At 40.5% G+C, this 25,801-nt stretch carries 20 protein-coding genes; 12 read left to right on the plus strand and 8 right to left on the minus strand.

The window, feature by feature from the left end; all coding sequences use genetic code 11:
• Positions 1-25: 25 nt before the first annotated feature.
• The gene (locus B3H30_RS11125; protein WP_070564014.1) at positions 26-592 is read right to left on the minus strand and encodes a pentapeptide repeat-containing protein; all 567 of its coding nucleotides are present in this window, start codon (positions 590-592) and stop codon (positions 26-28) included.
• Positions 593-879: 287 nt separating this feature from the next.
• Positions 880-3,648: an aconitate hydratase AcnA gene (gene acnA, locus B3H30_RS11130; protein ID WP_236560202.1), complete on the minus strand. Its 2,769-nt coding sequence runs from the start codon at positions 3,646-3,648 to the stop codon at positions 880-882.
• A gap of 233 nt (positions 3,649-3,881) precedes the next feature.
• On the opposite strand from acnA, the gene B3H30_RS11135 reads away from it, so the two are divergent.
• From B3H30_RS11135 to B3H30_RS11150, 4 genes are all read left to right on the plus strand, one after another.
• Positions 3,882-4,412, plus strand: coding sequence for a TlpA family protein disulfide reductase (locus B3H30_RS11135; RefSeq protein ID WP_070564020.1), 531 nt, complete (start codon positions 3,882-3,884; stop codon positions 4,410-4,412).
• A gap of 113 nt (positions 4,413-4,525) precedes the next feature.
• Positions 4,526-5,467, plus strand: coding sequence for a homoserine O-acetyltransferase MetA (gene metA / locus B3H30_RS11140; protein WP_070564023.1), 942 nt, complete (start codon positions 4,526-4,528; stop codon positions 5,465-5,467).
• Between the two features lie 60 nt (positions 5,468-5,527).
• The gene (locus B3H30_RS11145) at positions 5,528-5,737 is read left to right on the plus strand and encodes a hypothetical protein (RefSeq protein WP_046673330.1); all 210 of its coding nucleotides are present in this window, start codon (positions 5,528-5,530) and stop codon (positions 5,735-5,737) included.
• A gap of 105 nt (positions 5,738-5,842) precedes the next feature.
• Entirely contained in the window at positions 5,843-7,846 is a 2,004-nt protein-coding gene (locus tag B3H30_RS11150) for a M13 family metallopeptidase (RefSeq protein ID WP_046673331.1), read from the plus strand.
• Positions 7,847-7,921: 75 nt separating this feature from the next.
• On the opposite strand, the gene B3H30_RS11155 is transcribed toward B3H30_RS11150, so the two are convergent.
• The 6 genes from B3H30_RS11155 to B3H30_RS11180 all read right to left on the minus strand — a co-directional run bounded on the left by B3H30_RS11155 (position 7,922) and on the right by B3H30_RS11180 (position 13,348).
• Positions 7,922-9,136: an MFS transporter gene (locus tag B3H30_RS11155; RefSeq protein ID WP_070564026.1), complete on the minus strand. Its 1,215-nt coding sequence runs from the start codon at positions 9,134-9,136 to the stop codon at positions 7,922-7,924.
• A gap of 121 nt (positions 9,137-9,257) precedes the next feature.
• Positions 9,258-10,217: a bifunctional metallophosphatase/5'-nucleotidase gene (locus B3H30_RS11160; RefSeq protein WP_046673333.1), complete on the minus strand. Its 960-nt coding sequence runs from the start codon at positions 10,215-10,217 to the stop codon at positions 9,258-9,260.
• The gene (locus tag B3H30_RS11165) at positions 10,195-10,956 is read right to left on the minus strand and encodes a 5'-nucleotidase C-terminal domain-containing protein (RefSeq protein WP_236560201.1); all 762 of its coding nucleotides are present in this window, start codon (positions 10,954-10,956) and stop codon (positions 10,195-10,197) included. Before B3H30_RS11165 ends, B3H30_RS11160 begins: the two co-directional genes overlap by 23 nt.
• Positions 10,957-11,101: 145 nt before the next feature.
• On the minus strand, positions 11,102-12,169 hold the full coding sequence (locus B3H30_RS11170) for an EamA family transporter (protein ID WP_070564029.1): 1,068 nt from the start codon (positions 12,167-12,169) through the stop codon (positions 11,102-11,104).
• 18 nt (positions 12,170-12,187) lie between these two features.
• A complete protein-coding gene (locus tag B3H30_RS11175) occupies positions 12,188-12,661 on the minus strand; it encodes an Lrp/AsnC family transcriptional regulator (RefSeq protein WP_046673335.1) in 474 nt (157 codons plus the stop codon).
• Between the two features lie 183 nt (positions 12,662-12,844).
• The gene (locus B3H30_RS11180) at positions 12,845-13,348 is read right to left on the minus strand and encodes an FUSC family protein (protein WP_046673336.1); all 504 of its coding nucleotides are present in this window, start codon (positions 13,346-13,348) and stop codon (positions 12,845-12,847) included.
• Positions 13,349-13,558: 210 nt separating this feature from the next.
• Between B3H30_RS11180 and B3H30_RS11185 the strand changes: the two genes are divergently transcribed.
• The 8 genes from B3H30_RS11185 to B3H30_RS11220 all read left to right on the plus strand — a co-directional run bounded on the left by B3H30_RS11185 (position 13,559) and on the right by B3H30_RS11220 (position 25,774).
• Positions 13,559-16,480 (plus strand): FAD-binding and (Fe-S)-binding domain-containing protein, encoded by a 2,922-nt coding sequence (locus B3H30_RS11185; protein ID WP_070564032.1) that lies wholly within the window; start codon positions 13,559-13,561, stop codon positions 16,478-16,480.
• A gap of 93 nt (positions 16,481-16,573) precedes the next feature.
• Positions 16,574-17,224, plus strand: a complete 651-nt coding sequence (locus B3H30_RS11190) for a hypothetical protein (RefSeq protein ID WP_046673338.1) — start codon at positions 16,574-16,576, stop codon at positions 17,222-17,224.
• A 158-nt stretch (positions 17,225-17,382) separates the two neighbouring features.
• Positions 17,383-18,597, plus strand: coding sequence for a DUF763 domain-containing protein (locus tag B3H30_RS11195; RefSeq protein ID WP_070564034.1), 1,215 nt, complete (start codon positions 17,383-17,385; stop codon positions 18,595-18,597).
• 189 nt (positions 18,598-18,786) lie between these two features.
• Positions 18,787-19,083 carry a hypothetical protein gene (locus tag B3H30_RS11200; protein ID WP_070564037.1) on the plus strand — a complete coding sequence of 99 codons (297 nt, stop codon included), beginning with the start codon at positions 18,787-18,789 and terminating at the stop codon, positions 19,081-19,083.
• 178 nt (positions 19,084-19,261) lie between these two features.
• Positions 19,262-20,344 (plus strand): efflux RND transporter periplasmic adaptor subunit, encoded by a 1,083-nt coding sequence (locus B3H30_RS11205; RefSeq protein WP_046673341.1) that lies wholly within the window; start codon positions 19,262-19,264, stop codon positions 20,342-20,344.
• Between the two features lie 21 nt (positions 20,345-20,365).
• The gene (locus B3H30_RS11210; RefSeq protein WP_070564040.1) at positions 20,366-23,530 is read left to right on the plus strand and encodes an efflux RND transporter permease subunit; all 3,165 of its coding nucleotides are present in this window, start codon (positions 20,366-20,368) and stop codon (positions 23,528-23,530) included.
• On the plus strand, positions 23,523-24,962 hold the full coding sequence (locus B3H30_RS11215) for a TolC family protein (RefSeq protein ID WP_070564043.1): 1,440 nt from the start codon (positions 23,523-23,525) through the stop codon (positions 24,960-24,962). The genes B3H30_RS11210 and B3H30_RS11215 overlap by 8 nt, the downstream gene beginning before the upstream one ends.
• A gap of 125 nt (positions 24,963-25,087) precedes the next feature.
• Complete coding sequence (locus B3H30_RS11220) at positions 25,088-25,774, plus strand: Bax inhibitor-1/YccA family protein (RefSeq protein WP_046673344.1); 687 nt, start codon at positions 25,088-25,090, stop codon at positions 25,772-25,774.
• Positions 25,775-25,801 lie beyond the last annotated feature (27 nt).

A 25,801-nucleotide genomic window follows, 5' to 3' on the forward strand; every position in this document is an offset into this window, starting at 1 on the left:
CCCTTATCAAACCCCATTCTGAGATTTAATCGATGGCCAACTGATATTTAAGCAATAGTCCAGGCAGCTGTTCCCGACCAAATTTACTTTTTTTCATGCGATTGGCCTCGGGATCGAGCTGGATGTTGATGGAGGACCGAAAATCACAGCCTTCGAGATTGCTTTGTATAAAACGGGCATTTAACAAATTCGCTTTTCTAAACACCGCCTGTTGCAGATTAGCTCGTTCAAAATCCACATGTTGCAACGAACAGTGATCAAACTGAAATTTCTTTATATTTCGTTCAAAAAAAGAGGAGTAATCCAATACCGAGTTGCTGAAATTAACATGAAAGGAAAATGAACTACATTCATTAAAGTGTATACCTAGCATTTTGCAGTCATTAAAGACAACATGATCTAGTTGTGTGCCCTTCAGACTGACGTTGGAAAGATTACACGATTTAAATTCACAATTTGTGAAAATGAGGTCTAACAGTTCCGCGCTCTGAAAATCACATTGCTCAAAGGTGCATTTGTAGAATTCCTGAACTTGTTTCAGTTCAGGAGTCCATGTTTGTTTCGTGATTGTTTGTTCGATAAGTTCTTTCATTCTGTATGCTGTTGGCATTGATCTTAGCGAAAATAAACAATTCTCCCGAATGATTTTACTTTAAAATGAAGTGAATGCGCTACATCCGATTATATGCAAAATACCTGATTTCAGGGATAAAAAGGGTAATTTTTTCCAACTATATTTGGCATAGCCATAAAACATAATTCTGGGGGCAAGACTGAAGTATTGTAGAACTCTGGTAGGTTTTAATATAGTTGTTAAAGGGCACTCTATAGAGTGCCCTTTACTTTTTTAGCTATTTCGATTCTTCAATTTGCCGAATATTAGTTGTTTTTTAAATATTGCCGTAGCACATATTGCAGAATACCGTCATTCTTAAAATACTCGATTTCAATGGCAGAATCGAGTCTTGCTTTCACTTGAAATGTGGTTGTTTTTCCATTGTCATGCACCGCCTTTACCGAGAGGAGTTTATGGGGTGTTAAATCGTTCGCAAGTCCCGTGATGCTATAGACTTCTGTTCCATCTAGTCCTAATTTCTCTGCATTTTCGTCATTGATAAACACAAGTGGTGCTACCCCCATACCGACAAGATTACTTCGGTGAATACGCTCAAAACTTTCAGCAATAACCGCCCGTACGCCGAGCAGGAATGTTCCCTTTGCAGCCCAATCTCTTGAGGAGCCCGAACCATACTCTTTTCCTGCCAGCACAATGAGTGCAGTGTTGTTTTTTCGATATTCCATTGCGGTTTCATATACCGTCTTCACCTCATTGCTTGGGAAATAACGGCTAAATCCACCTTCACGATCAGTAATTTTGTTTTTAATACGCACATTGGCAAATGTTCCACGCATCATAACTTCGTGGTTCCCACGTCTAGATCCATACGAATTAAAATCTTCTTTACTTACCTGATGTGCGCTGAGGTATTGCCCAGCCGCAGTTTCTTCTTTGAATGACCCTGCAGGTGAGATATGATCCGTTGTAACCGAATCACCAAGATAAAGTAACACCCTTGCATTTTGGATGTCTTGTATCGGATTTGGTACAGCCTGTAAATTTTCAAAAAAAGGTGATTCTTTAATGTAGGTAGACGTGTTGTCCCACTGGTAATTTTGATCCAGATTCACTTCAAGTTCTTGCCAGTCTGTTGAACCATCGAAGATGACATCATAAACTTCTTGAAAATCCGATTGTTTGACGCAGGCATTGACGGTTTCCATAATATCCTCGCGGCTCGGCCAAATATCTTTCAGATATACGGGCTCACCATTCGGGTCGTAGTCGAGCGGCTCCTCCAAAAGATTAATATCAACTCTTCCGACTAACGCATAGGCAACAACAAGCATCGGCGACATTAAAAAGTTCATTTTTACCTGAGGATGCACACGCGCCTCAAAATTTCGGTTACCAGACAATACCGATGCGACAATGAGTTCACCTTTTTCCACTGCCTCTGCTATTTGTGGTGGAAGAGGACCCGAGTTTCCAATACAGGAGGTACAACCGTAACCCACCGTGTGAAAACGCAGGGCATCGAGATCAGCACTAAGTCCTGATCTTTCAAGGTATTGTGTAACGACTTTTGAACCAGGGGCTAAGGAGGTCTTTACCCAGGATTTGGTCCGCAGTCCACGCTCGATAGCGTTACGGGCCAATAATCCTGCGCCGATCATCACAGTAGGGTTCGACGTATTGGTACAGCTTGTTATGGCGGCAATGGCAATACTGCCATCACTGACAATATATTCTTTATGATTGTGCTTGATGCGCACAGCATGAATAGACTCTTGGATAACTTCATGCGGTGAATCATGTTCAATAGGTACCTTACCAAAGGTAAACTCCGTACCAGACCCGCCGTCGGCAAGCCAAGCAGATTCCGATCGCTGTAGAACAGGGATATACTGTCGATGGTGTTCGCTATCCAAGAGATGTGAAAATGTAGTTTTTAGATCTTTCACAAGAATTTTATCCTGAGGTCGCTTAGGGCCGGATACAGTTGGCTCCAGACTTGATAAATTGAATTCAACAACCGACGAATATTGAATTTCTTCCTTGCCTGTCCGCCAAAGTAAATTGCTTTTACAATAATCTTCAACAATTTTAATCTGTTCGGCACTTCGATTGGTGCTATGCATGTATTCAAGGGTTCGGTCATCGATCGGAAAATAGGTAACCGTACAGCCGAATTCTGGTGACATATTGGATATTGTCGCACGATCTGTCACCGAAAGGCTGTCCAATCCATCGCCAAATACTTCAACAAATTTGCCCACAACACCTGTATCACGAAGTATTTTTGTGATGGAAAGAACCATGTCCGTCGCGGTGCATGTCGCTGGTATTTTGCCCGTAAGTTTAAGGCCGATAACCTCGGGGCAGGTGAAAAAGATGGGTTGTCCAAGCATGGCTGCCTCGGCCTCAATACCACCAACTCCCCAACCTAATACACCAATACCATTGACCATTGGTGTATGCGAATCTGTCCCTACTAATGTGTCAGGAAAAAGCCAATTGTCACGTTCAATGACTCCTTTGGCAAGATATTCCAAGTTGACCTGATGGCAGATACCCATACCTGGGGGAACAACGGTAAAATTTTTTAATCCTTTCTGTGCCCATTTAAGGAGTTCATAACGCTCACGGTTGCGTTCATATTCCAACTCGACATTCTTGTCATACGAGTACTGTGTACCAAAGTAGTCGACCTGAACGGAATGATCAATGACCAGATCCACCGGGATAGCAGGATTTATTTTTTGTCCATCCTTGCCATGACGGATAAATTCGGCACGTAGTGATGCCATATCGACTACAGCAGGTACTCCGGTGAAATCCTGCATTAAAATTCTGGCCGGTTTGAAGGGGATATCTTTGTCAACAGGTTGTGGAGTCCAATGAATCAGGGTATTGACATGCTCGTCTGTGATACTGAATCCATCATGGTTTCGCAATACATTTTCCAGTAGTATCCGGATGCTGAACGGTAGGTGCATAACATTACCTTGAGGGAGATCTTTAATAGAACTATACTGGTAAACTTTGCCGTTAATTTCAATTTCTTGTATTGATTTCTCTTTGCTCATATTCATTTACTTATTTTCATACTATATAATATACATATCCCTAAATTTGTTTGTAATATCTTTTACACTTACCTTTTCGCTTTCGTATTCTAACACCGAATTTTAAACCTCCATTGCCGCTGAAAAATCCGTTAAAAAAACGCGTGAAAAAATTCGATTAATTTTCTGCTATAAAAGCAATCAAATTAGGATACAAACGTTATGGTAATGTTTAAGCTTAGTTAAAGTGTTATATGACAAAAAAAGTAAATTATAGTCTCCTTTTATTGGTTAGTTTGTTGTTTTGCAATCCATTTTTGGTTAAAGCAAGCAAGCATTGTGTGGTCGAGGAGGAGAATAAGAGCAGAACCGAAGGATACAATCTTAGTTTTAGGGACAGTAAAAACAATATATTGAGCCTAAACCAGCTCAAAGGAAAAGTTGTGGTTATTAATTTATGGGCGACATGGTGTCCACCATGTCTTGCTGAGATGCCTTCCTTGGATCAACTCTATAAGGACTTTAAGGGCAACGATGCTATTGTTATTTTGGCTGTCGATATCGATGGAAATCTTAGCGCTTCGCGGAAGTTTATGGCGAAAAGAAAATATAGTCTACCGGTCTATCAATTAAATTCGGCTTTACCCAAAGAATTGAGTACCACAAGCATACCAACAACGATTATTTTGGATAAGGCTGGTAAGCTGGTCATTAAACACGTAGGTGGAATGAACTTTGGGTCGCAGAAATTCAGAAAATCCCTATTGGATTTAAGCAAGGAATAGCTTTTGGTCTTGGAGACTATAACAATATAATGGAAGATAATTTATGTTTCATTTAGCATTTATGGCATTTTCTTGCTAATTTTGCATGCTAATTGTATAAGGAGAAATTATCTATGCCGGTCAAACTTCCTAATAACCTTCCTGCCATTGAGCTGTTGAAAAAGGAGAATATATTTGTCATGAGTGATTTAAGAGCAAATGAGCAGGATATCAGACCGCTTCGTGTTTTGGTACTGAACTTAATGCCGCTTAAAATTACGACAGAGACAGATTTTATTCGTTTGCTGTCAAATAATCCTTTGCAGGTGGAAATGGAATTTTTGCGACTTGAAACGCATGTTTCAAAGAATACCCCCGAAGAGCATTTGGAAATGTTTTACAAGAGCTTGACCGAGGTTAAGGAGAATTTCTACGACGGAATGATTATTACGGGGGCTCCAGTTGAAATGGTTGCTTTTGAGGAAGTGACCTACTGGGATGAAATTCAGACCATCTTCGACTGGGCAAGGACCCATGTAACATCAAGTTTGTATATCTGTTGGGCGTCTCAAGCTGCATTGTATCATTTCTATGGTGTAGAGAAGAAGCCATTAACGGAAAAACTTTTTGGTGTATTTAAGCACACTGCGTTAAACAAAAGACATCCTTTATTCCGTGGATTTGACGATGAGTTCTTTATACCGCACAGCCGCCATACAACAATTGAGAAGGATGATCTCCTGGTAAAAGAGGGTTTAGAAATTCTTTCAGAATCGCCAGAAGCCGGTATTGCTATCGTTTCTTCACGCGGGGGACGCGAGTTTTATTTGACGGGACATTCAGAATATGCTCCTTTTACACTGGATGAAGAGTATAAAAGAGACTTAGAAAAAGGGCAGGAGATTGCTAAGCCGGCAAATTATTATGTTGATGACAACCCCGAAAATCGCCCTCTGGTGCGCTGGACAAGTCATGCGAATCTTCTTTTCAATAATTGGTTGAATTACTTTGTGTATCAAGAAACTCCTTTTGATCTAAAAGACGTGGTTTATTTAGGCGAAATCAAACAAGGATAATTTAATTCCTTCAAACAAAAACAGCTAAAAGAGTATTCTATTCATATGAATTGATTAAATATGAAAAAGACTGCTTTAATAGTTTGTCCTGTTTTTTCAGTTTTTTTATTGAAAGCACAGGTTACCCTGGAAGAGAATCAAAAGCTTAAAGAAGCGAATGGGACGTTATGGTATGCTAATCCGTGGATTTGGATTGCCGGTGTCGCACTGTTTCTATTGATTTTTATCCTTGTACTACGTAAATCAACACGCAATAAAACCAAGACTTAATTATCCCCATTAATTTTAGTTGCGATTAGAATCCCAATTGTTGCATTAACAATAGAAGAACTTTGCTTAAGTTTGTGTATAGCGATAGACAAACTAAATTTTTATATGAAGAAAAATCTACTTTTAGCAGCTTTGTTGACCTGCGGCTCATTGGCGGGCCAAGCGCAAAACAACGCAATCAATGTGAGTTACATGGACAAGAGTGTTCGTCCTCAAGATGACTTTTATAATTTTGTGAATGGACACTGGATGAAAACAGTCAAAATACCCTCTGATAAAGCACGTTGGGGTTCTTTCGACGAATTGCGTGAAAACACCGATATTGCTACGTTGAAGGTCTTGCAAGAATCGCTAACTGGACAATTCCAAAAGGGTACAGACAATCAGAAGATAGGTGATTTGTATAAATCATTTGTGGATATGAAAACACGTAATAAACTTGGTTTAGAACCTGTTAAACCTTATCTTGCTAAAATTGCAGCAATTAAAAATTTTGATGATTTATACAACTATCTTGTTGAGGTAGCACCGATTGGTGGAAATCCTTTTTTTAGTGGCTATGTATATGCGCATCTTAAAAATTCCGATGTTAATACAGTATACCTCGGCGGAGGAAGTCTGGGGCTTGGACGTTCTTATTATCAAGTAAAAGATAAGAAGAACGAAGAAACGTTAACGGATTATTCAAATTATATTTCTGCACTTTATGCTAAATCAGGCCAAATTACGAAGGATTTAAAAGGTCCAAAAATTGTCGCCTTTGAAAAGCAGCTGGCGGCAAACCTTAAAACCGTTGAGCAATCACGCGATGCAAATGGGCGATATAATCCGATCGCTGTAGCCGATCTAAAAAAGATTGTGAAAAACGTCGATATTGCAAAGTACCTAAAGGATGTCGGTTTTAAGGCTGATACTGTTATTGTACCGGAAATAAAGTATTACGAAAATTTGGATCGGGTTTTCAACCCTGAAAATCTACCGGTGATCAAAGAGCTATTGACATTTCATATTTTAAATAATGCAGCGTCATATACTACACAGGAGTTAAATGATCTGTATTTTGATTTCTGGGGTCGTAAGTTAAAAGGACAAAAGGAGCAGCGTGCTCTGGACAAGCGCGGTGTGGAATTTGTCAATTCGATCGCAGGTGAGTTATTAGGGAAATTGTATGTGAAAGAAAACTTCCCTCCAAAGGCCAAAGCTGAAGCGGAAGAGCTTGTAAGCTACCTCGTTAAATCTTTCGGGCAGCATATCAAGGGATTGACTTGGATGTCGGATGAAACGAAAGTAAAGGCATTGGACAAACTGACTAAGTTTAAAGTTAAAATTGGTTACCCGGATAAATGGAAAGATTTTAGCAAACTTGATGTTGGGACATCGTTGTATGAAAATGTATTAGCTTCGAGTAAATGGGCATTTTACCAGAATTTGGCGAAACAAGATAAGCCAGTGGACAAATCTGAATGGGGGATGACTCCACAGACTGTGAACGCTTACTATAGTCCACTGTTTAATGAGATTGTCTTTCCAGCAGCGATTCTTCAGCCGCCATTCTATGATTATAAAGCTGATGCTGCAGTTAATTTCGGCGGTATTGGTGCGGTAATTGGTCACGAACTTTCGCACGGATTTGACGACCAGGGTGCGAAATACGATGGGAATGGAAACCTGAACAATTGGTGGAGCGACAGTGATAAGGCGAAATTTGAAGCAGCAGCTGATGCTTTGGTACGTCAGTTTGAGTCCTACGAACCTGTACCAGGTGTTTTTGTGAACGGTCGCTTTACATTAGGGGAGAATATTGGGGATTTAGGTGGCTCATCAGTGGCTTTTGATGCATTGCAACTCTATCTGAACGATAAGGGAAATCCTGGTTTAATAGATGGTTTTACACAGGACCAGCGCTTTTTCCTTTCCTGGGCAACGATTTGGAGAACGAAAACTACCGATGAGTTTGTGGTCAATCAAGTAAAAACTGATCCACATTCTCCAGCACAGTACCGTGCTTTTGCCCCAATCATTAACCTAGATGCTTTCCATAAGGCTTGGGATACAAAGAACGGCGACAAAATGTTTGTTCCGGTCGATAAACGTATCAAAATTTGGTAGGTTTCAGGCATGTTTAATGAAAAACGGGTGTATCTCACATGAGCATACACCCGTTTTTCATTTCTCAAGTGTAGGTTACTTCATCCATCTCAGAACCAAGTAGAATCCGATCGCCGTAGCAGATAAGGTTAATGCGGTTGCCCACCATAAGGTTGTAAAACCGAAGGAATCGACAATGCTAGTCCCTAAAAGCGGCGAAAATATATTTGCAGCTGAAAATGCCAACGAATTGAACCCCATGTATGCTCCTTGTGTTTTAGGTGTCGAACGGTTAACAGAAACCGTTGCCATAAATGGTAGTGTCAGCATCTCGCCAAGGCCGAAGATAAAGAATGTGAAATATAACCACCCGAGTCCACCTGAAAAATTTAACATGGCATAAGAGCTGGCACATAAAAATGTTCCAAAGACGAGCGTGCTTATAAGCGAGAATCTTTTTTCAGCTATATGGACAATGAACATCTCCAGTAATACGATAACGAATCCACTCCAGCCGAGTAGAAATCCGATTTGGTGATCATTCAAATGGTGAACTTCTCGGTAGAAAATAGGTAACGTTGTGATCAACTGAAAGAAACAGAATGAGAAAATGCAACAAAAGATATTGAATAAGACAAAAGGCAGGTCGGTATAGGGATTTCGTGTCTTTTGAGGTAATTCGTTTTCAGCAGTAATCTCTTTTGTAGATTTAATATCGCTTCTTTTTTCTCGTTTATGAAAAAAGACAAAGAAAATCACTGCAGCGCAAAGGACGGCAAAAGAATTTCCATAAAAGATCCAATTGAATGAGATGGTGGCCAAAAATCCAGCCACCGCCGGGCCGATTGAAAATCCCAGATTTATGGCAAGACGATTCAATGAAAAGGCGCGCGTGATATTTTCGGGTTTAGCGTAACTTGCCACTGACACGGAGTTTGCAGGTCTGAAGGCATCAAAGATTAAGCTTAACGTAAAAATCATGATGGATAAGGACTGTACCTCTTTGAAATGTGGGATCAGTAAGAATAAAGGGGCCGCCAATACCAGACTTCCGAACTGAACCTTGAAGCTGCCAATCCGGTCAGTCAGCCAGCCACCAATATAGGAACCACAAACGGAGCCGAATCCATAACTCATCAATACCACACCGACCTGTTTAATGTCAAAATGTAGAACCTGGGTCATGTAGAGGCCAAGAAAGGGAATCACCATACTTCCCATTCTATTAATGAGCATCACTATGGCAAGTAGCCATGCGGCTTGAGACAGTCCCTTAAAGGAGTCGAGGTAAATCGATAAAATTCTTTTCATTGAATGACGAATCAGCGTGTATAGACCGTATAAGTTTTTACTTCATACGTCTTCTTATAGTATTGGTAAAAAAAATGCCAAATTGATTAGTCAACTTGGCATTTGTTAAAATTAGATTATATTATGCCAACATGGACTCCGGAATTGTCGGATTGACCTGATAGGTACTTGCGACCATTTGTTTCTTGTCAGACCCTGGTTCCATAATAAAGTCAATACGTCCTAGATTAATTCCAGCAAAACCGACTTGATTCACAACGGTCTTTGTTCCTTTTAAATTTGTAACCAGTGTTGGTTCATTTAAGAAGGTGTGCGTATGTCCTCCGATAATGAGATCAATGTCTGAGGTTTTGGCGGCAAGGATCAGATCCGACACCTTGTCGTTTTCATATTGATAGCCCAAATGCGATAAACAGATGACCAAATCACATTTGTGTTTTTCTTTCAATGTGCGGACCACCTTGTTGGAAACTTCAATAGGATCCAAATATTTCATTCCCCTGAAGTTATTGGGGTCAACCAATCCCTCAATATCTACCCCTAGTCCAAACACGCCTATTTTTATTCCACCTTTATGGAATATGGTATAATCTTGGGTTCTGCCCTCCAATACGGTTCCTTTGAAGTCGTAATTTGCCGTTAAGAACGGAAATTTAGCGTGATCCAGGTACTTTACAAGACCGTCAAGACCATTGTCAAATTCATGATTTCCAAATGTCCCGGCATCATAACCTAACTTTGTCATGAGGTCAAGTTCAAGTTTTCCTCCAAAAAGATTAAAATAGGGGGTACCTTGAAACATATCGCCTGCATCGAGTAATAGAAGATGTTCTTCTTCTTTGCGGATTTTATTGATCAGTGTACTTCGGCGCGCAACACCAGCCAATCCCTGATATTTCCCGCCGTCCATTGGAAACGGTTCAATACGGCTATGAACATCGTTGGTATGTAAAATTGTAAGTTTTACCTTTTTGCTCTTCGCGTCGACTTGAAAAGGAAGTGATCCCAAAGCAACTGCAGCAGAAAATCCACCAACTTGCTTGATAAAAGATCTTCGGTTAATTGATTTTAATTCTTCCATCTAATTCTGCATTTACTTTTTTGCCTTCTTTTGTTAATTCGCTCACATATTCAATCAAACCTTCACGCATGCGTTGCGGATAATTAGCCCGGGATACAGGTTGTGTCAACAGGCTGAGGTTGTCACCACCATTGGCAAGATAATCATAGGTCACTAATTTATATAACTTATTGTCTTCAATAGCTTGACCTTTGATCTTTATGTCCTGAGCTTTGTTGCCCGTAATTGTCAACGTCATTCCGGCTATAGGTTGTCCATGTGTTGTAGCAATATAGTCAGCCAGCTGACGAATCTGACTACCTTTGAGCTCGAGTATCGTCAATGTGTTCTCAAAGGGCATAACCTCAAAAATATGTCCTACTGTAATATCGCCTGCTTTAAGATCATTTCGGATACCACCTTTTGTTGCGAACGCCAAATCCGCGGGGTTATGGGCATTGTGTTCACTCATCCACAACAAGGCTTCACAAAAAAAATTGCCCATTAATGTTTCCGCTGTTTTCTCTTTTGTCAATGCCTTGTCCGCATGTCCAATCACACGATTCATCTCCGCTTCCATTTTGTGTTTGAAGGGTTCGTAGATTGACACGACTGCAGGATCAGCTTGCATATCGCTATTGATATGATATTGTTGGAAATCTTTTTGCGTTGGATGGAGTTGTTTTGTACAACCTGTAATCATCAAAAGCGAAGCGACACCAAGGCTACCAATAAAGGCAATTTGCTTCGAAATATTCATTCTTTTTAATTTAACCAAATAGTACGCAAAGTTAGCCAATTATATATGAACAAATCTTATCCAATGTTAGCTAATTTTTAAAAACAACAAAAGCTTAACATTGTTACACGTTAAGCTTTGCCCATATAATTAGAAAAATAACAACCTAATGAACTAATTCCGTCTCAGGAATATGTTTGTTGTCCGTTTGGGGATCCGCTGCTATCAAACGCTCTAAACTATTCTCCTGCTGAAGGATCTTTTTCCTTTTGCTGCGCGAGGACAGCTTGGTACGATATGCTTTCCAGTTCATTAATAGGACCGAGAATAGAATAACCGCTAGTCCAACAATTTGCAATGAGGTCACCACATGCGAAGTAAAAAAATGACTTAATATAAGTGCAATAATTGGGTTCACATAAGCATAGGTACTTACTTCCATTGCTGGACGTACCTGCAATAACCAAATATACGAGCTAAAAGCAAGGATGGAACCAAATGTGATTAAATACCCCAAGTTAAACCAGTCAATAGGTGCTACACTGCTCAGTGTAAATGATGCATATTCACCGGTAAATAGCGCCGTGATATTAAAGAGAACACCTGCGGTAACCATTTGCCAAGCAGTCTTCACCATAACATGCAGGTCCTCTTTTTCTTCTTTTTCGGATTTTTTAAAATACTTGGAAATCAATGAACCTACAGTCCAAGCGATAGAACCCAATACCAAAATAGATAGGGCAATTACCTTAAGCGTACCGTCTGTATGATCATTGGTCGCCATGATCTGTTCAGCGAAAAGCATCACAACACCACAGAAACCTAATGCTACACCAGCAACCGTGCTAATGCTGCTAAAGTTTTCTTTCCACTTGGGTTTATCCAATAAAATAAACCAGATTGCAGCGGCTGCGGCAATAATAGCGGCAACACCACCAGACACATATTGCTCGGCCCAGATAACCCCGGCCATATCGACAAAGAGCAATAAAAAACCTACGATTGCGGCCTCTTGAATAGAACGCTTGTTAAATAATCTATACCCTTTTATAGCACAATATGTCATTAGAATTGCACTGGCTGCAACAAATCGAAACGAACCCAAAATAAATGGGGGGAAACTATGCAACGCTTTTTCTATAAAGAAAAAGGTCGAGCCCCATACCACATAAATAATGAAATAAGCAACTACAACCATTAATGGGCTAGCAGCCTTTTTTTGTCCTTGCAACATGATTAAACCTCCTTTCTATTACTCAGGTATGACAACCTGCTGATCTTCCTTGACAGTCTGAAGTACAATTGTTGTCCGCGTTGAAATAATACCTTCCACTTTACTTAAGGTATTTCGCATGAGATCCACTAAACCTGTAGAATCCGCAGTTCTTACTTTAATAAGGTAACCATCGTCACCTGCAATGTCGTGTACCTCTTGAACTTCAGGGATTTCCGCAAGTGCCAACCCTACACCCTGTTCGCCAATAATATCATTGGCTTTGATAAAAATAAACGATAAAAGTTTCTGATCGACCGCGGCAGGATTGATCTTGGCACTATACTTTAAAATCACATCTTTTTGCTCGAGCTTCTTTACGCGCTCGAGGATCGCCGATGGTGCCATGCCTAATTCTCTTGCGATGTCAGCATTGTTGATCCGTCCATTATCCTGCATTAGGCGCAAGATTTTATAGTCGACCTGGTCTAAATTATATTCTACTTTTGTCATTTCGACTGCAAAGGTAGGCAAAAAAGTATAAAATTCAAAATTGTATATAAAATTCTGAATATAATTCTGAGTGATCGGAAATTTGAGTGAATTTTATTCTTATTTATAAGAAAGAAATCTTGACCATTTGGGCTATGGTACTGAAGGTAAGTATATTGCCTTTTAGACAGGTAGGCGTATAACTCAACAATTGTACCTTTTTCTTAATTTCAGAATAATATTACTCGTTGACAGGATGACGCCCAATCCAATCAGACAACCTAAGCACACACAGCCAAAGCGATCCAAAGCGGCGAAGTAAGAGCGACTTTGCTGTTCGTGAAGGTAGACGATAATGAGTGCCACCATGGATGTCCTTGCCACAGCCATAATATTGAGTAGCTTGCATGTAATCAATGATGCAACAATACCGATAATCATGGCATAGAGTTGCGAAATGGGAACGAAATATAGACTGAGACCAATTGCTGATCCTATAAAGTTGGATTTAGCCCGGTCGATGGCTATTTTTTTCGACTCATTCTCTTGCGGTGAAATGACCAATATAATGGAGATTAGTGTCCAGGAAACCGAATATTGGGGAAAAGATACGAAAAGGGGATAACCTATAAGGAAGCCAATCAATACCCGGATGGTGTATATAATAAAATCAGAATGCAGCGTATAGCGAAGGAATAGATTACGCATATAAGATATGAATCGTTAATTTAAATGATGTAGCGCCACAAAAATACGTGCATTGTCGGAAGGAACGAAATAAAATTGACTTTTATGGTAATTTGTTTGATTTTGCGTTTTTATGCGTTTTTTGTTTTTGATTTGGGTATTTCTTGCAATCTTCTCTTTTTCCGATGGATAAATTTGACTAAATTTGTTTCATACATAAATGCAGATTAAGTGAAAGATCAAAATCAATTAGCCTTATTAGCGTCTCAACTCAAAGGGGAGCTCTATTATACTCATGAAACGAAGGACCAAACGATGTTGCTTGCCTATTCGACAGATGCATCTGTTTATCAAGAAAAACCCTTGGCCGTAGCCATACCCGTCGATCATGATGATATCAAAAAAATAATTGATTTTGCGCGGCACAACGGTGTCACAATCATACCACGTACCGCCGGCACTTCTTTAGCTGGTCAGGTAGTAGGCAATGGCATTATCATGGATATTTCTCGTCATTTTAACCATATACTTGAACTTAATGTCGACGAGCAGTGGGTTCGGGTACAACCTGGTGTGATCCGTGACGACTTGAATAATTATCTTAAACCGTTCGGACTGATGTTTGGCCCTGAAACTTCGACTGCAAGCCGTGCTATGGTAGGTGGAATGATTGGCAATAACTCTTCGGGTCTGCATTCGATTGTTTGGGGCGATACACGACACAATTTGATTTCGGCCAATGTACTTTTGGACGACTGTTCTGAAGTGACCTTTGAAGCAGTTGATGAAGCAGCCTATTTTAAGAAATTATTATTAGCTGGTCGTGAGGGGGATATCTACCGTAATATGAATGCATTATTGACAGACCCCGAGCATTTAAGCGCCATTGAAGCGGGCTATCCAAAACGATCTATCACGCGCAGAAATACCGGTTATGCTTTGGATATCCTTGCCGATCGCTCGACACCTTTCAATATGTGTAATTTGTTGGCAGGGTCCGAAGGAACGCTGGCTATTGTTACAGAAGCGAAACTCAAACTGATGCCCTTACCACCGCAGGAACTAGGCTTACTTTGTGTTCATTTTGCGGATATGGTAGAGTGTATGCACGGTAATGTGGTAGCCTTAGCGCACAAGCCGGAAGCATCCGAATTGGTAGATAAATACATCATGGATTTTACGGTTGGGCATCCAACTTATAAGTATAATCGTTTTTTTATTGAGGGTGATCCCCAGGCTTTATTAATTGTTGAGTTTAGGGGGCAGACAGCCGCTGAAACAGAGGCAAAAGCGATGGCTCTGAAAGCGGACCTTGTAGCCCGCGGGCTTGGTTATGCTTATCCCTACATTACGGGTATTGAACAGACCAATTTGGTTTGGGATGTACGCAAGGCAGGACTGGGGCTAATTCGCAATTTACCCGGGGATAGTCAACCTGTAAATTTAATTGAAGATTGTGCGGTGTCGCCTGAAGATTTACCTGCTTACGTGCGTGATATCCAAAAACTTTTGGTGGAAGAGGGGGTGCATGCATCCTATTATGCGCACGCGGGAGCCGGGGAACTACATATTGAGCCCTTTGTGAATTTGAAAACAGCAGCAGGGAAGCGTACATTTCGTTCAATCCTCGAAAAAACCAGCGACCTTGTATTAAAATATAACGGTTCACTGAGTGGTGAGCACGGTGATGGTCGTCTGCGCGGCGAATTTATCGGCAAAGTGCTTGGTGAAAAAGTCTACAAATTGCTTGAAGATGTAAAATATATCTTTGATCCACAGGGCGTTTTTAATGCAAATAAAATTGTCAACACGCCGCCAATGGATTCTCATTTACGTTATGACAACGATAGCAACCGAACAGAAATAAAGACCTATTTCGATTTTTCTAAAGATGAGTCTATTCTTCGGTTGGCGGAGAAGTGTTCTGGTTCGGGAGATTGCCGAAAGACTGAAATTACCGGTGGAACAATGTGCCCTTCATTCATGGCTACGCGCGATGAAAAAGATACGACACGGGCGCGGGCAAATATGTTGCGTCAATTTTTAACGAATTCCCCAAAGAAAAATCGTTTCGATCATGAGGAGATCAAAGAGGTCATGGATCTCTGTTTAAGCTGCAAAGGCTGTAAGACGGAGTGTCCTTCCAGTGTGGATGTGGCCAAAATGAAAGCCGAATTTTTGCAGCACTATTATGATGAGCATGGTGCGGGATTTAGAACAAAATTAATCGCTAATTTCACCCAGTCTCAGAAACTCGGATCTTGGGTTGCGCCCATTTACAACTTTGTGGTCAAAAATGATTTCTTGTCAGGAGTAGTCAAAAAAACAGTAGGATTTGCGCCAAAGCGTTCCTTACCTACAGTCAATGGAACGACTTTAACCCAATGGGTAAAAAAACAAGCAGTGGCAAGTGATAGTAAGCGTCGGGTTTACCTTTTTTCGGATGAATTTACCGAATATAATGATGCCGAGATCGGCATTACCGCATATAAGTTGCTGACTGCCTTGGGGTATGAAGTAGTCATTCCAAAACATGTGCAAAGCGGGCGGACTTATCTTTCTAAAGGCTTTGTGAAAAAAGCAAAGGAGATTGCGAATCAAAATATCCATTTCTTAAAGGGACTAATTACGGATGATACGCCACTTTTAGGCGTTGAACCCTCCGGGATAATTACATTTCGAGATGAGTATTTAAGTTTAGTCGATGATGATTTACGTGTTGACGCACAAAAAATAGCCAAAAATGCGCTGATGATTGACGAATTTCTGTTGAATGAAATGAAAGCGGGACGAATTCATTCAGAACAGTTTACGTCGGAAACGAAAAAGGTAAAGCTTCATGGCCACTGTTATCAAAAGGCTTTTCATCTCGTTACTGTTACGGAACAGGTCCTATCATTTCCGACGAACTTTAGCGTAGAAACAATTCCTTCGGGTTGTTGTGGTATGGCAGGATCATTTGGTTATGAGGCTGAACATTATGATATCTCGATGAAAGTAGCCGAATTGGTTTTATTACCAACCATACGCCAAACAGAACCTGGTACTTTAATTGCCGCAGCGGGTACTTCTTGCAGACATCAGATTAAAGATGGTGTAGGAAGAAAATCTTATCATCCTGTGGAAATTTTATACGATGCTTTATTGAAATAAAATAAAAACATTGCTAATAGTTGTTTGTTATCAGTAATAATGGTAATATTATAAGAGCAATATTCATTAATAACTGATAACAAACAATTCAATATGTACAAGATTCAATCTATAGCATTTCTTGCGACCGCTACGGTGCTGATGGCTAGTTGCGGAAATTCCAATCAAAAGAAAACTGATGGAAGTGATACAACAACGGTGAACAAAATTGAAGGTGTAAAAATCGAACAATTTACGAATGGTTCACCGGGCGCAGAAAAGAAGAACTTTTTTCTACGTATTACAGATGAAATTAAAACGGATTCAAGCCGTATTTATATCACAAAATCTCTTTACAAACAGGATACTGTAGGAGCGAAGTTTGAGGTTGTAGATTTTATACCCGCAGGTATAATAGATGGCCAACCGAGTGATGAAGTCGGCTTTACCAAAGGTAAGATTAGAATCTCGTCGTCGGGTCAACAGTCTGACAATTTAATTAAAGCATTAGGTGATTTATTTCAAATAGCTACCACTGATTCTTTTACAAAAGATGTAATTCTTCCAAATGTGTTTTCATCCAATAAGGTGAATGCTGATTTGTCCAAAAAAACAGCGTACAGCTTTAAACTATTTTTGGACAATAAAAAAGCTGCTCCAGCGGAGCTCTTCTTTAATGTAGACACCTATAAGCATTCGATCGAGTTTTCGGAGAAAGATCCTTCGTTCCGGGCTGGATTATTGTCAGCGTTGACCGGTAAGTAGTGAAGCTGTGACTTGTGCCGCTACTTCGATGCGCCCTAAGTTATATGCTCAGATGTAGTGTATAGATTGATCATAAAATAAAAACGGCTAGAAGCTATCTAGCCGTTTTTATTTTATCTAAAAAAGAGATAGATTTGTACTAATATATTTAGTTTGAAATGAAACGATCCGGAACCGCAGATCTCCCATTACACTATGGAAAAGTACCAGCGTGGCTTTACGAACGTATGGCTTTGCTAGGTCGCTCCATTGTTGAAGTAATATTAATGGATTATGGTAAAGACGAGGTTTTGAGAAGACTGGCAGATCCCCGCTGGTTTCAAAGCTTTGGTGCTGTTCTCGGCATGGATTGGCATTCTTCAGGGATCACAACGGCTGTTATGGGGGCATTAAAACGCGCTATTAATCCCGATGCGAAATCTTTAGGACTATATATCTGTGGGGGTAAAGGCAAGCTTTCCATGCAGACCCCACAGGAACTACTTCGGCTTTCGAACGACATGGGACTAGATGGCAACGACTTGATTCGCAGCAGTAAGCTTGTTGCTAAAGTGGATAACACCGCTATTCAGGATGGTTACCAATTATATCTCCACAATTTTATCGTGACGGATAATGGCAATTGGTCGGTCGTGCAGCAAGGTATGCATGAAAAGGATGGAACTGCCCGTCGTTACCATTGGCATTCTGAAAAGGTCAAATCGTTCGTTGAAGAACCACATGCGGGTATCAGTGGTCCTTCACAAGGTATTATCCTCAACTTGACAGCTGCAGAAGCGGCGGCCAATAGAACAGGTATTATGACGATCGTAGCGGAGGATTCAACTCAAGTGATGCAAGACTTCGCTAAACTTATTATGCCATCCCATCACGATGTCCGTGCTTCGGACGTTGACTTGAAGAGGCTAGGAGCGATGTTGTACGTGGCTCGAGAAAGTCAACCAAGCCATTTTGAAGACTTATTGCTTTTAAAAGGAGTTGGGCCCCGTACGTTACAGTCATTGGCTTTAGTCAGTGAGGTAATCCACGGTGCGCCTTCACGGTTCAATGACCCCGCTCGATTTTCCTTTGCTCATGGCGGGAAAGATGGGCATCCTTTTCCAGTTCCTTTAACCATTTACGATGAAAGTATTCAAATTTTGCAAAAAGGCATTGAAAAATCTAAACTGGGTTACGGTGAAAAATTAAAGTCGATTAACAAGTTGCACCAGATTGTCTTGGATAGCGAAAAAGATTTTCAGCCACAATTTGATATTCAACAAATTATAGCAGAAGAACGGCGAGATACTTGGAAATATGGTGGCAGAACAGTCTTCGGAGATGCACAACCCTTGAGAACAAATGGTCGGGGTTTGCAATTGTCACTTTTCTAGCGGAAATCTACGAATTGTAATTGTTTTGTTAAAATGTGTTAAAGATCGTTAAAATTAGTTGTACGCTAGTATATTTGCTCCGCAATGAAAGCGGTTGTTACGATATTCTTATTCTTATGCTTCTTATTTATCAGAAGCAGTAATAGCCATGCCGTGCTCATTGAATCCGACCGACCAACTGTTAGTTTTATGTATCAGCATAATCATGCTGATGTACAGCAGTATATTGACGCATCAGTTGACCACATCGATCCGCTATTTTACGGTAATATTCACAGTGATAATCCAGTTATCGAGGAATTTGATGCCGAAAATTTTCAACTGACCAAGGATTTGCAGGTGACATCCCAATTTGTTGCGCTGCTACTTTTTGCTATTGTCCTTTTTGTTTTCGTTTTTCGATTTGCAAAGAAGATACCTTTTTGCAATTTCATAGCCTATCTTTTCCCTCAAAGATACGTTCTTCAACAAAACTGGAGAATTTAAAATATACCCTTCGAAATTTCATATGCTTTGGTGGATATCCTAAGGGATGCTCTGCTCAGTCGTAATCGATTTGTACAATCTATGAACAAGTCGGAACGACCATAAACCAAAGTAGAGGTCATTTCACCAACCAAGACAACAAACAATCAAACTTATTTTTTTAATTAGACGCTTACAAATGAAAAGAGTATTTATGCTCGCTAGTTTGGCTATTACCTTATGCCAAATCGGGTGTACTTCCAAAAAGGAAGAAAAGGAAGAAAAAGAGAAATTTACAGCGACCTCTCCGGTGCAAATGGACACAACTATCCGTAAGGACTTTGTTTCCCAGATTAGGTCTTTCCGAAATATTGAGCTTCGGGCTCAGGAAAAGGGCTATCTCGAGCAGATTTTCGTAGATGAAGGACAATTTGTCCATAAAGGGCAATTACTTTTTCGGATTATGCCGAAGATGTATGAGGCCGAATACCGTAAATCTTCGGCAGAAGTTAATGTAGCAGAAATTGAAGTTCAAAATACAAAAACGCTTGCCGATAAAAATGTCGTATCGCCCAATGAACTCGCGATGGCTAAAGCAAAACTTGAGCAAGCCAAAGCTGAGGCTGCGATTGCAAAATTACATCTCTCCTTTACAGAAATCAGGGCACCTTTTGACGGAACCATTGATCGGATTCCATTGAAATTGGGAAGTTTGGTGGATGAAGGTGAATTATTGACAAGTCTGTCCGACAACAGTGAGATGCTGGTTTATTTCAATGTCTCCGAACCTGAATATTTAAGTTATCAAACTAACGTGAGTAAACGTGGAGATACTCATGTCGGCTTGTTGCTTGCCAATAATGAGTTGTTCGCTCAAAATGGTCTTGTGGAGACCATAGAAAGTGAGTTCAACAGTGAGACGGGAAATATTGCTTTTAGAGCGAAATTTCCCAATCCAAACCGTCTATTAAAACATGGCGAGAGCGGCAAGGTGGTGATGAACTTTCCGCTGAAACAGGTTTTAATTATTCCACAGAAAGCGACATACGAAATGCAGGACCGTAAATATGTGTATGTAATCGATAAGGAGGGCAAATTAAAAGCCCGTCATATCACCATTGGTAACTCCCTACCAGATCTGTATGTGGTAACGAGCGGACTTCAAAAAGATGATAAATTTTTGTTGGATGGTATTCAGAAAGCAAAAGAGGATGATAAAATCAGCTACAGCTTTGTGCAACCTAAAGACGCCATCTCAAATTTGAAGTTAAAAACAGAATAGATCCCTTACAGTTAAATTACTATGTTTAGTCGTTTTATAAATAGACCAGTACTTTCGATCGTGATATCACTGATCATTGTGTTTTTGGGTGTGCTTTCTATGGTACAGCTTCCTGTAACACAATTTCCGTCAATATCGCCACCGAAGGTGAACATCACTGCCGAGTATCCTGGAGCCAATGGTGAGTTGATGATTAAATCAGTTATCATTCCGCTGGAACGTGCGATCAATGGGGTTCCTGGAATGAAATACATGGCTTCCGATGCCGGTAATGACGGGGAAGCAAGTATTCAGGTCGTATTCAACCTAGGAACGGATCCGAATCAGGCTTCTTTAAATGTACAGAACCGCGTAGCCTCTGTGGTTAACAAGCTTCCGCCAATTGTGGTCCGTGAAGGGGTGAAGATTACACGTGAAGAATCCAATATGTTAATGTACATCAATCTCTACAGTAAAGACAAGGAGCTTGATGGAAATTTTATGTATAACTATGCGGACATGAATATTGTCTCCGAATTACGTCGGGTAGACGGTGTCGGGGTGGCAAATATTCTTGGAACACGCGAATTAGCGATGCGTATTTGGTTGAAACCTGATCGTATGACAGCCTACAAGATTTCTGCAGAAGAGGTGATGAAAGCCTTATCCGAGCAAAGTTTGGAAGCTTCACCAGGTAAAGCCGGGGAGTCGTCTGGTATGACCTCCCAGTCTTTTGAATATGTATTGAAATACCCGGGGCGTTTTACAACTACGGAAGGTTATGGCAATATCGTTTTACGTGCGGGTGAAAATGGTGAAATGTTACGTTTAAAAGATGTTGCGGAAATCAAATTCGGTTCGGCGATGTACGATATCTACTCTACACTGAATGGAAAACCATCTGCAGCGATTGTCTTAAAACAATCCTATGGAAGTAATGCTTCTCAGGTAATCCAAGACGTTAAAAGCAAAATGAAGGAATTGAAAGCTTCCTTTCCGAAAGGGCTGGATTACGAAATTAGCTATGACGTATCAAAATTCTTGGATGCATCCATGGAAAAAGTAGTCCATACTTTATTGGAAGCATTTGTGCTTGTTGCTATTGTGGTTTTTCTATTCTTAGGAGATTGGCGCTCGACCTTGATTCCAACCATTGCAGTGCCGGTTTCATTGGTGGGATCATTTTTGTTCATGCAGTTTTTTGGCATTACCATCAACTTGATCACATTGTTTGCACTGGTGCTTGCCATAGGTGTGGTTGTGGACGATGCGATTGTGGTTATTGAGGCTGTCCATGCTAAAATGGAAGAGCTTCATATTTCGGCCTATAAGGCGACCAAAAAAGCGATGCACGAAATCAGTGGTGCCATTGTTGCGATCACATTCCTTATGGCGGCGGTTTTTATTCCGGTTGCCTTTATGTCTGGCCCCGTAGGGATATTCTATAGGCAGTTTTCCATTACCATGGCTACTTCCATCATCTTATCGGGTGTTGTGGCATTGACACTCACTCCGGCTTTATGTGCGATTATGCTGAAGAATAACCATGGAAAGGCAAGAAAGAAATCCATTATCGATAAATTCCTGGATTCTTTCAATAGATTGTTTGATAAGATGTCCAACAAATATGTTTACTTGTTGAAGGGCATAGTGGATAAGCGCGTTTTTACATTTTTAGTATTAATTGGTTTTTGTATTGGCGCATATTTTTTGAATAATGCTGTTCCTGCAGGTTTTATCCCCAATGAAGATCAGGGGATGATTTATGCTATTATTCAAACGCCGCCAGGATCGACATTGGAACGGACCAATCTAGCGGCCCAGACCTTGCAAAAAGAAGCTGAAGACATTGATGGTGTACAATCGGTATCTTCATTGGCTGGTTATGAAATCCTGACTGAAGGAACCGGGGCAAATACAGGTACTTGTTTGATCAACTTGAAAAGCTGGGAAGAACGTAAAGAATCCTCGCAGGAGATCATAGAGCAACTGGAGGCCGCTGCCAAAAATATTCCAGGAGCGTCTATCGAGTTTTTCCAACCGCCGGCCGTACCGGGCTATGGTGCTGCGGGTGGATTTGAGCTTCGTCTTCTGGACAAAGCAGGTTCTGGCGACTACAAGAAAATGGAAACGGTAAGTAAGGATTTTGTGCGTGAATTGAACAAAAGGCCTGAATTATCGTCTGTATTTACCTTCTATAGTGCAAGTTTTCCGCAGTATATGTTGCATATCGATAATGATCTGGCGCAACAGAAGGGTGTTACCATTGATAATGCACTGAATACGCTTTCGACTTTGGTGGGCAGTAATTACGAAACAAATTTCATTAAGTATGACCGTCAATATAAAGTTATGGTTCAGGCTTTGCCGCAATACAGGGCTTTGCCGGAAGATATCTTAAAACTATATGTGAAGAATGATAAAGACGAAATGGTACCATTTTCAGCATTTATGCATATGGAAAAGGTTTACGGTCTTTCTGAGATCACCCGGCACAATATGTATATGGCATCTGAAATTTCGGGCTCTGCCGCACCAGGTTATAGCAGTGGTGAAGCAATTCAGGTGATTAATGAAGTCGCTGCCAAGACCTTACCACGAGGCTATGGCATTGATTGGGCTGGTATTTCCAAAGATCAGGTAGGTCGTGGAAATCAAGCAATTTATATCTTCTTAATTTGTCTCGGTTTCGTTTACTTGATACTTTCCGCTCAATATGAGAGCTTTATTATGCCCTTTGCGGTGTTGCTTTCTTTACCAATCGGAATCTTTGGGGCATTTCTACTATTGAAGTTATTGGGATTGGAAAACAATATTTACGCGCAGGTTGCTTTGGTCATGCTTATCGGTCTACTTGGTAAAAATGCCGTGTTGATTGTTGAGTTTGCCGCTCAACGGCATTCGCAGGGATTGAGTATCATTGAGGCTGCCTTGGACGGTGCAAAAGTAAGGTTTAGACCTATTTTGATGACATCATTTGCTTTTATCGCCGGGTTGATTCCCTTAGTTATGGCTTCAGGCCCAGGTGCAATTGGAAACCGTACGATCGGTACAGCGGCAGCGGGAGGTATGTTGTTAGGGACGGTTTTTGGTATTGTGGTGATACCGGGCTTATACTTTATCTTCGGGACTATTGCCTCCAAACGCAAGCTTATTAAACACGAAGATGAAAATCCATTAACTGAAGAACTTGATAATAATGACTAATCGCAGAAAAATACAATGGGTCATTGCATTTTCGCTTTCAGCAGCAGTGACGGGATGTAAGGTTCCCAAAGCGACACAAATACAGGAGAATAAATTCGTTCCGAAGCAGTATACAGATGTAGCTCAATCAGATACAACGAATTCAGCGTCGGTTAAGTGGCGTGAATTTTTTACGGATCCAAATTTAGTTGTATTGATCGATACAGCGTTGAAAAACAATCAGGAGCTGAATGTTACTTTGCAGGAGTTGGCGATCGCAAAGAATGATATTCTTTTACGAAAAGGAGCATTGAAACCCACTGTTGGTTTACGTGCCGGAGGTGGTGTTGAAAAAGTTGGACGATACACCAGTCAGGGGGCCGGTGATGCCAGTACAGAAATTGCCCCTGGAAAGGAAATGCCGGATCCACTAGGAGATTTGACCATTGGTGCGTATGCCAGTTGGGAAATCGATGTTTGGAAAAAACTGAAGGACTCCGAACAAGCAGCACTGAACCGTTATCTTGCTACGGTAGAAGGGAAAAATTTTGTCTTAAGTAGCCTTATTGCCGAAGTTGCCCGTTCGTATTATGAATTATTGGCATTGGACAATCAGTTGGCTATTATCAAACAAAATATCGAGCTTCAGGACAATGCGCTTTCGGTAATCCGATTGCAGAAACAGGCTGCTCGTGTAACAGAACTGGCGGTTCAAAAGTTTGAAGCCGAAGTGTTGAAGACCAAAGGTATGGAATTTGAGACGCGGCAACAGATCAAAGAAACTGAAAACCGTATTAATTTTCTATTGGGACGTTTCCCACAAGAGATCAAACGTGACAAAAGCAATTTTGTCGATCTGATCCCGGCGAAAGTTAAGACAGGTATACCGAGCCAACTACTAAGCAATAGACCTGATATTCGTGAGGCCGAGTATGAGCTCGCTGCCGCGAAGTTGGACGTACAGATCGCGCGGAAAGAGTTTTATCCTTCTTTGGAGATTTCGGCTGCTCTGGGTTTACAGGCATTCAAGCCTTCTTATCTATTTAAGATGCCTGAATCAGTTTTGTATAATCTAATAGGGGAGCTTGCAGCACCTTTGATCAACAAAAATGGGCTTAAAGCGGAATTTAATACAGCCAACGCGAAACAAATACAGGCGGTATATAATTACGAGAAGACGATTCTGAATGCTTACTTAGAAGTCTCTACACAACTTTCTAATATTGAAAACCTCGGGCGCAGCTACGATTTCAAAACAAAACAAGTTGAGGTTCTGAATAATTCCGTGTCTGTGTCAAATGATCTCTTTAAATCAGCGAGGGCAGACTATATGGAGGTTTTAATGACACAACGCGATGTACTGGATTCAAAACTTGAATTGATAGAAACAAAGAAGCAGCAGCTCAATGCTGTTGTCAATATCTATAAAGATTTGGGAGGAGGCTGGAAATAAGTTGTTTGTTTGAATGGACCCCGCTAGGCGGGGTTCTTTTTTTATAAGCCTATGCAAACTTCTTTCTTGTGAAAATAGAATAAATGCTTATTTTTAATCCTTATTTAATCTATTGTATTTGTTTTATGGAATCACAAGAGTATATTCTTATCAATGATGACGCTGAAAGGGGCGTTTTTTATAAAAAAACCTATCTTCATGTTGCGCTTTCGATTTTAGCATTTATCGTTTTGGAAACTTTGCTGATCAAATTGATCCCTTATGATTTTATCGTTTGGATGGTTAGCGGAAAATTTATTTGGTTGTTCTTATTGGGATGTTTTTGGTTGGGCTCCACACTTTCATCAAGATGGACACTTTCGCAAAGCCGTCAAACCCAATATTTAGGCCTAGCATTCTATATTGTACTGGAGGCAATCATCTTCCTGCCGATGATTTTTATGGCGGTATTTATGACCGAAGGAATTAGTGTCATTTATCAGGCAAGTATAATGACTTTGGCCTTGTTTACCGGCCTTACTGTCGTTGCATTTGTATCCAATAAAGATTTTTCATTTCTCAGAAATATCCTGGTGATTGGAGGCTTCTTATCTTTGGGGGCAATTGTTGCTGGAGCTATTTTTGGTTTTGAACTTGGATTATGGTTTTCGGTTGCCATGATTGCACTTGCTTCTGGAAGCATACTCTATCAAACTCAAAATCTGAAGTATAGTTACGGCAACGAACAATATGTAGGGGCAGCCTTGCAGCTATTTTCATCAATCATGTTGCTGTTCTGGTACATTCTACGAATTTTAATGCGCAGAAGATAAATTTTGTTCCTTTTAAAAATGAGAAAA

This window comes from Sphingobacterium sp. UBA7038 (assembly GCF_002494055.1).
Lineage (GTDB): Bacteria > Bacteroidota > Bacteroidia > Sphingobacteriales > Sphingobacteriaceae > Sphingobacterium > Sphingobacterium multivorum.

Bases quoted from the DNA above. Each gene is read 5' to 3' on its own strand.
- B3H30_RS11165 (WP_236560201.1), bottom strand. From the start codon at position 10,956: ATGAATATTTCGAAGCAAATTGCCTTTATTGGTAGCCTTGGTGTCGCT.
- B3H30_RS11150 (WP_046673331.1), top strand. From the start codon at position 5,843: ATGAAGAAAAATCTACTTTTAGCAGCTTTGTTGACCTGCGGCTCATTG.
- B3H30_RS11135 (WP_070564020.1), top strand. From the start codon at position 3,882: ATGACAAAAAAAGTAAATTATAGTCTCCTTTTATTGGTTAGTTTGTTG.
- metA (WP_070564023.1), top strand. From the start codon at position 4,526: ATGCCGGTCAAACTTCCTAATAACCTTCCTGCCATTGAGCTGTTGAAA.
- B3H30_RS11210 (WP_070564040.1), top strand. From the start codon at position 20,366: ATGTTTAGTCGTTTTATAAATAGACCAGTACTTTCGATCGTGATATCA.
- B3H30_RS11215 (WP_070564043.1), top strand. From the start codon at position 23,523: ATGACTAATCGCAGAAAAATACAATGGGTCATTGCATTTTCGCTTTCA.
- B3H30_RS11160 (WP_046673333.1), bottom strand. From the start codon at position 10,217: ATGGAAGAATTAAAATCAATTAACCGAAGATCTTTTATCAAGCAAGTT.
- B3H30_RS11205 (WP_046673341.1), top strand. From the start codon at position 19,262: ATGAAAAGAGTATTTATGCTCGCTAGTTTGGCTATTACCTTATGCCAA.
- B3H30_RS11145 (WP_046673330.1), top strand. From the start codon at position 5,528: ATGAAAAAGACTGCTTTAATAGTTTGTCCTGTTTTTTCAGTTTTTTTA.
- B3H30_RS11175 (WP_046673335.1), bottom strand. From the start codon at position 12,661: ATGACAAAAGTAGAATATAATTTAGACCAGGTCGACTATAAAATCTTG.
- B3H30_RS11125 (WP_070564014.1), bottom strand. From the start codon at position 592: ATGAAAGAACTTATCGAACAAACAATCACGAAACAAACATGGACTCCT.
- B3H30_RS11190 (WP_046673338.1), top strand. From the start codon at position 16,574: ATGTACAAGATTCAATCTATAGCATTTCTTGCGACCGCTACGGTGCTG.
- B3H30_RS11195 (WP_070564034.1), top strand. From the start codon at position 17,383: ATGAAACGATCCGGAACCGCAGATCTCCCATTACACTATGGAAAAGTA.
- B3H30_RS11155 (WP_070564026.1), bottom strand. From the start codon at position 9,136: ATGAAAAGAATTTTATCGATTTACCTCGACTCCTTTAAGGGACTGTCT.
- B3H30_RS11180 (WP_046673336.1), bottom strand. From the start codon at position 13,348: ATGCGTAATCTATTCCTTCGCTATACGCTGCATTCTGATTTTATTATA.
- B3H30_RS11170 (WP_070564029.1), bottom strand. From the start codon at position 12,169: ATGTTGCAAGGACAAAAAAAGGCTGCTAGCCCATTAATGGTTGTAGTT.
- B3H30_RS11220 (WP_046673344.1), top strand. From the start codon at position 25,088: ATGGAATCACAAGAGTATATTCTTATCAATGATGACGCTGAAAGGGGC.
- B3H30_RS11200 (WP_070564037.1), top strand. From the start codon at position 18,787: ATGTATCAGCATAATCATGCTGATGTACAGCAGTATATTGACGCATCA.
- acnA (WP_236560202.1), bottom strand. From the start codon at position 3,648: ATGAGCAAAGAGAAATCAATACAAGAAATTGAAATTAACGGCAAAGTT.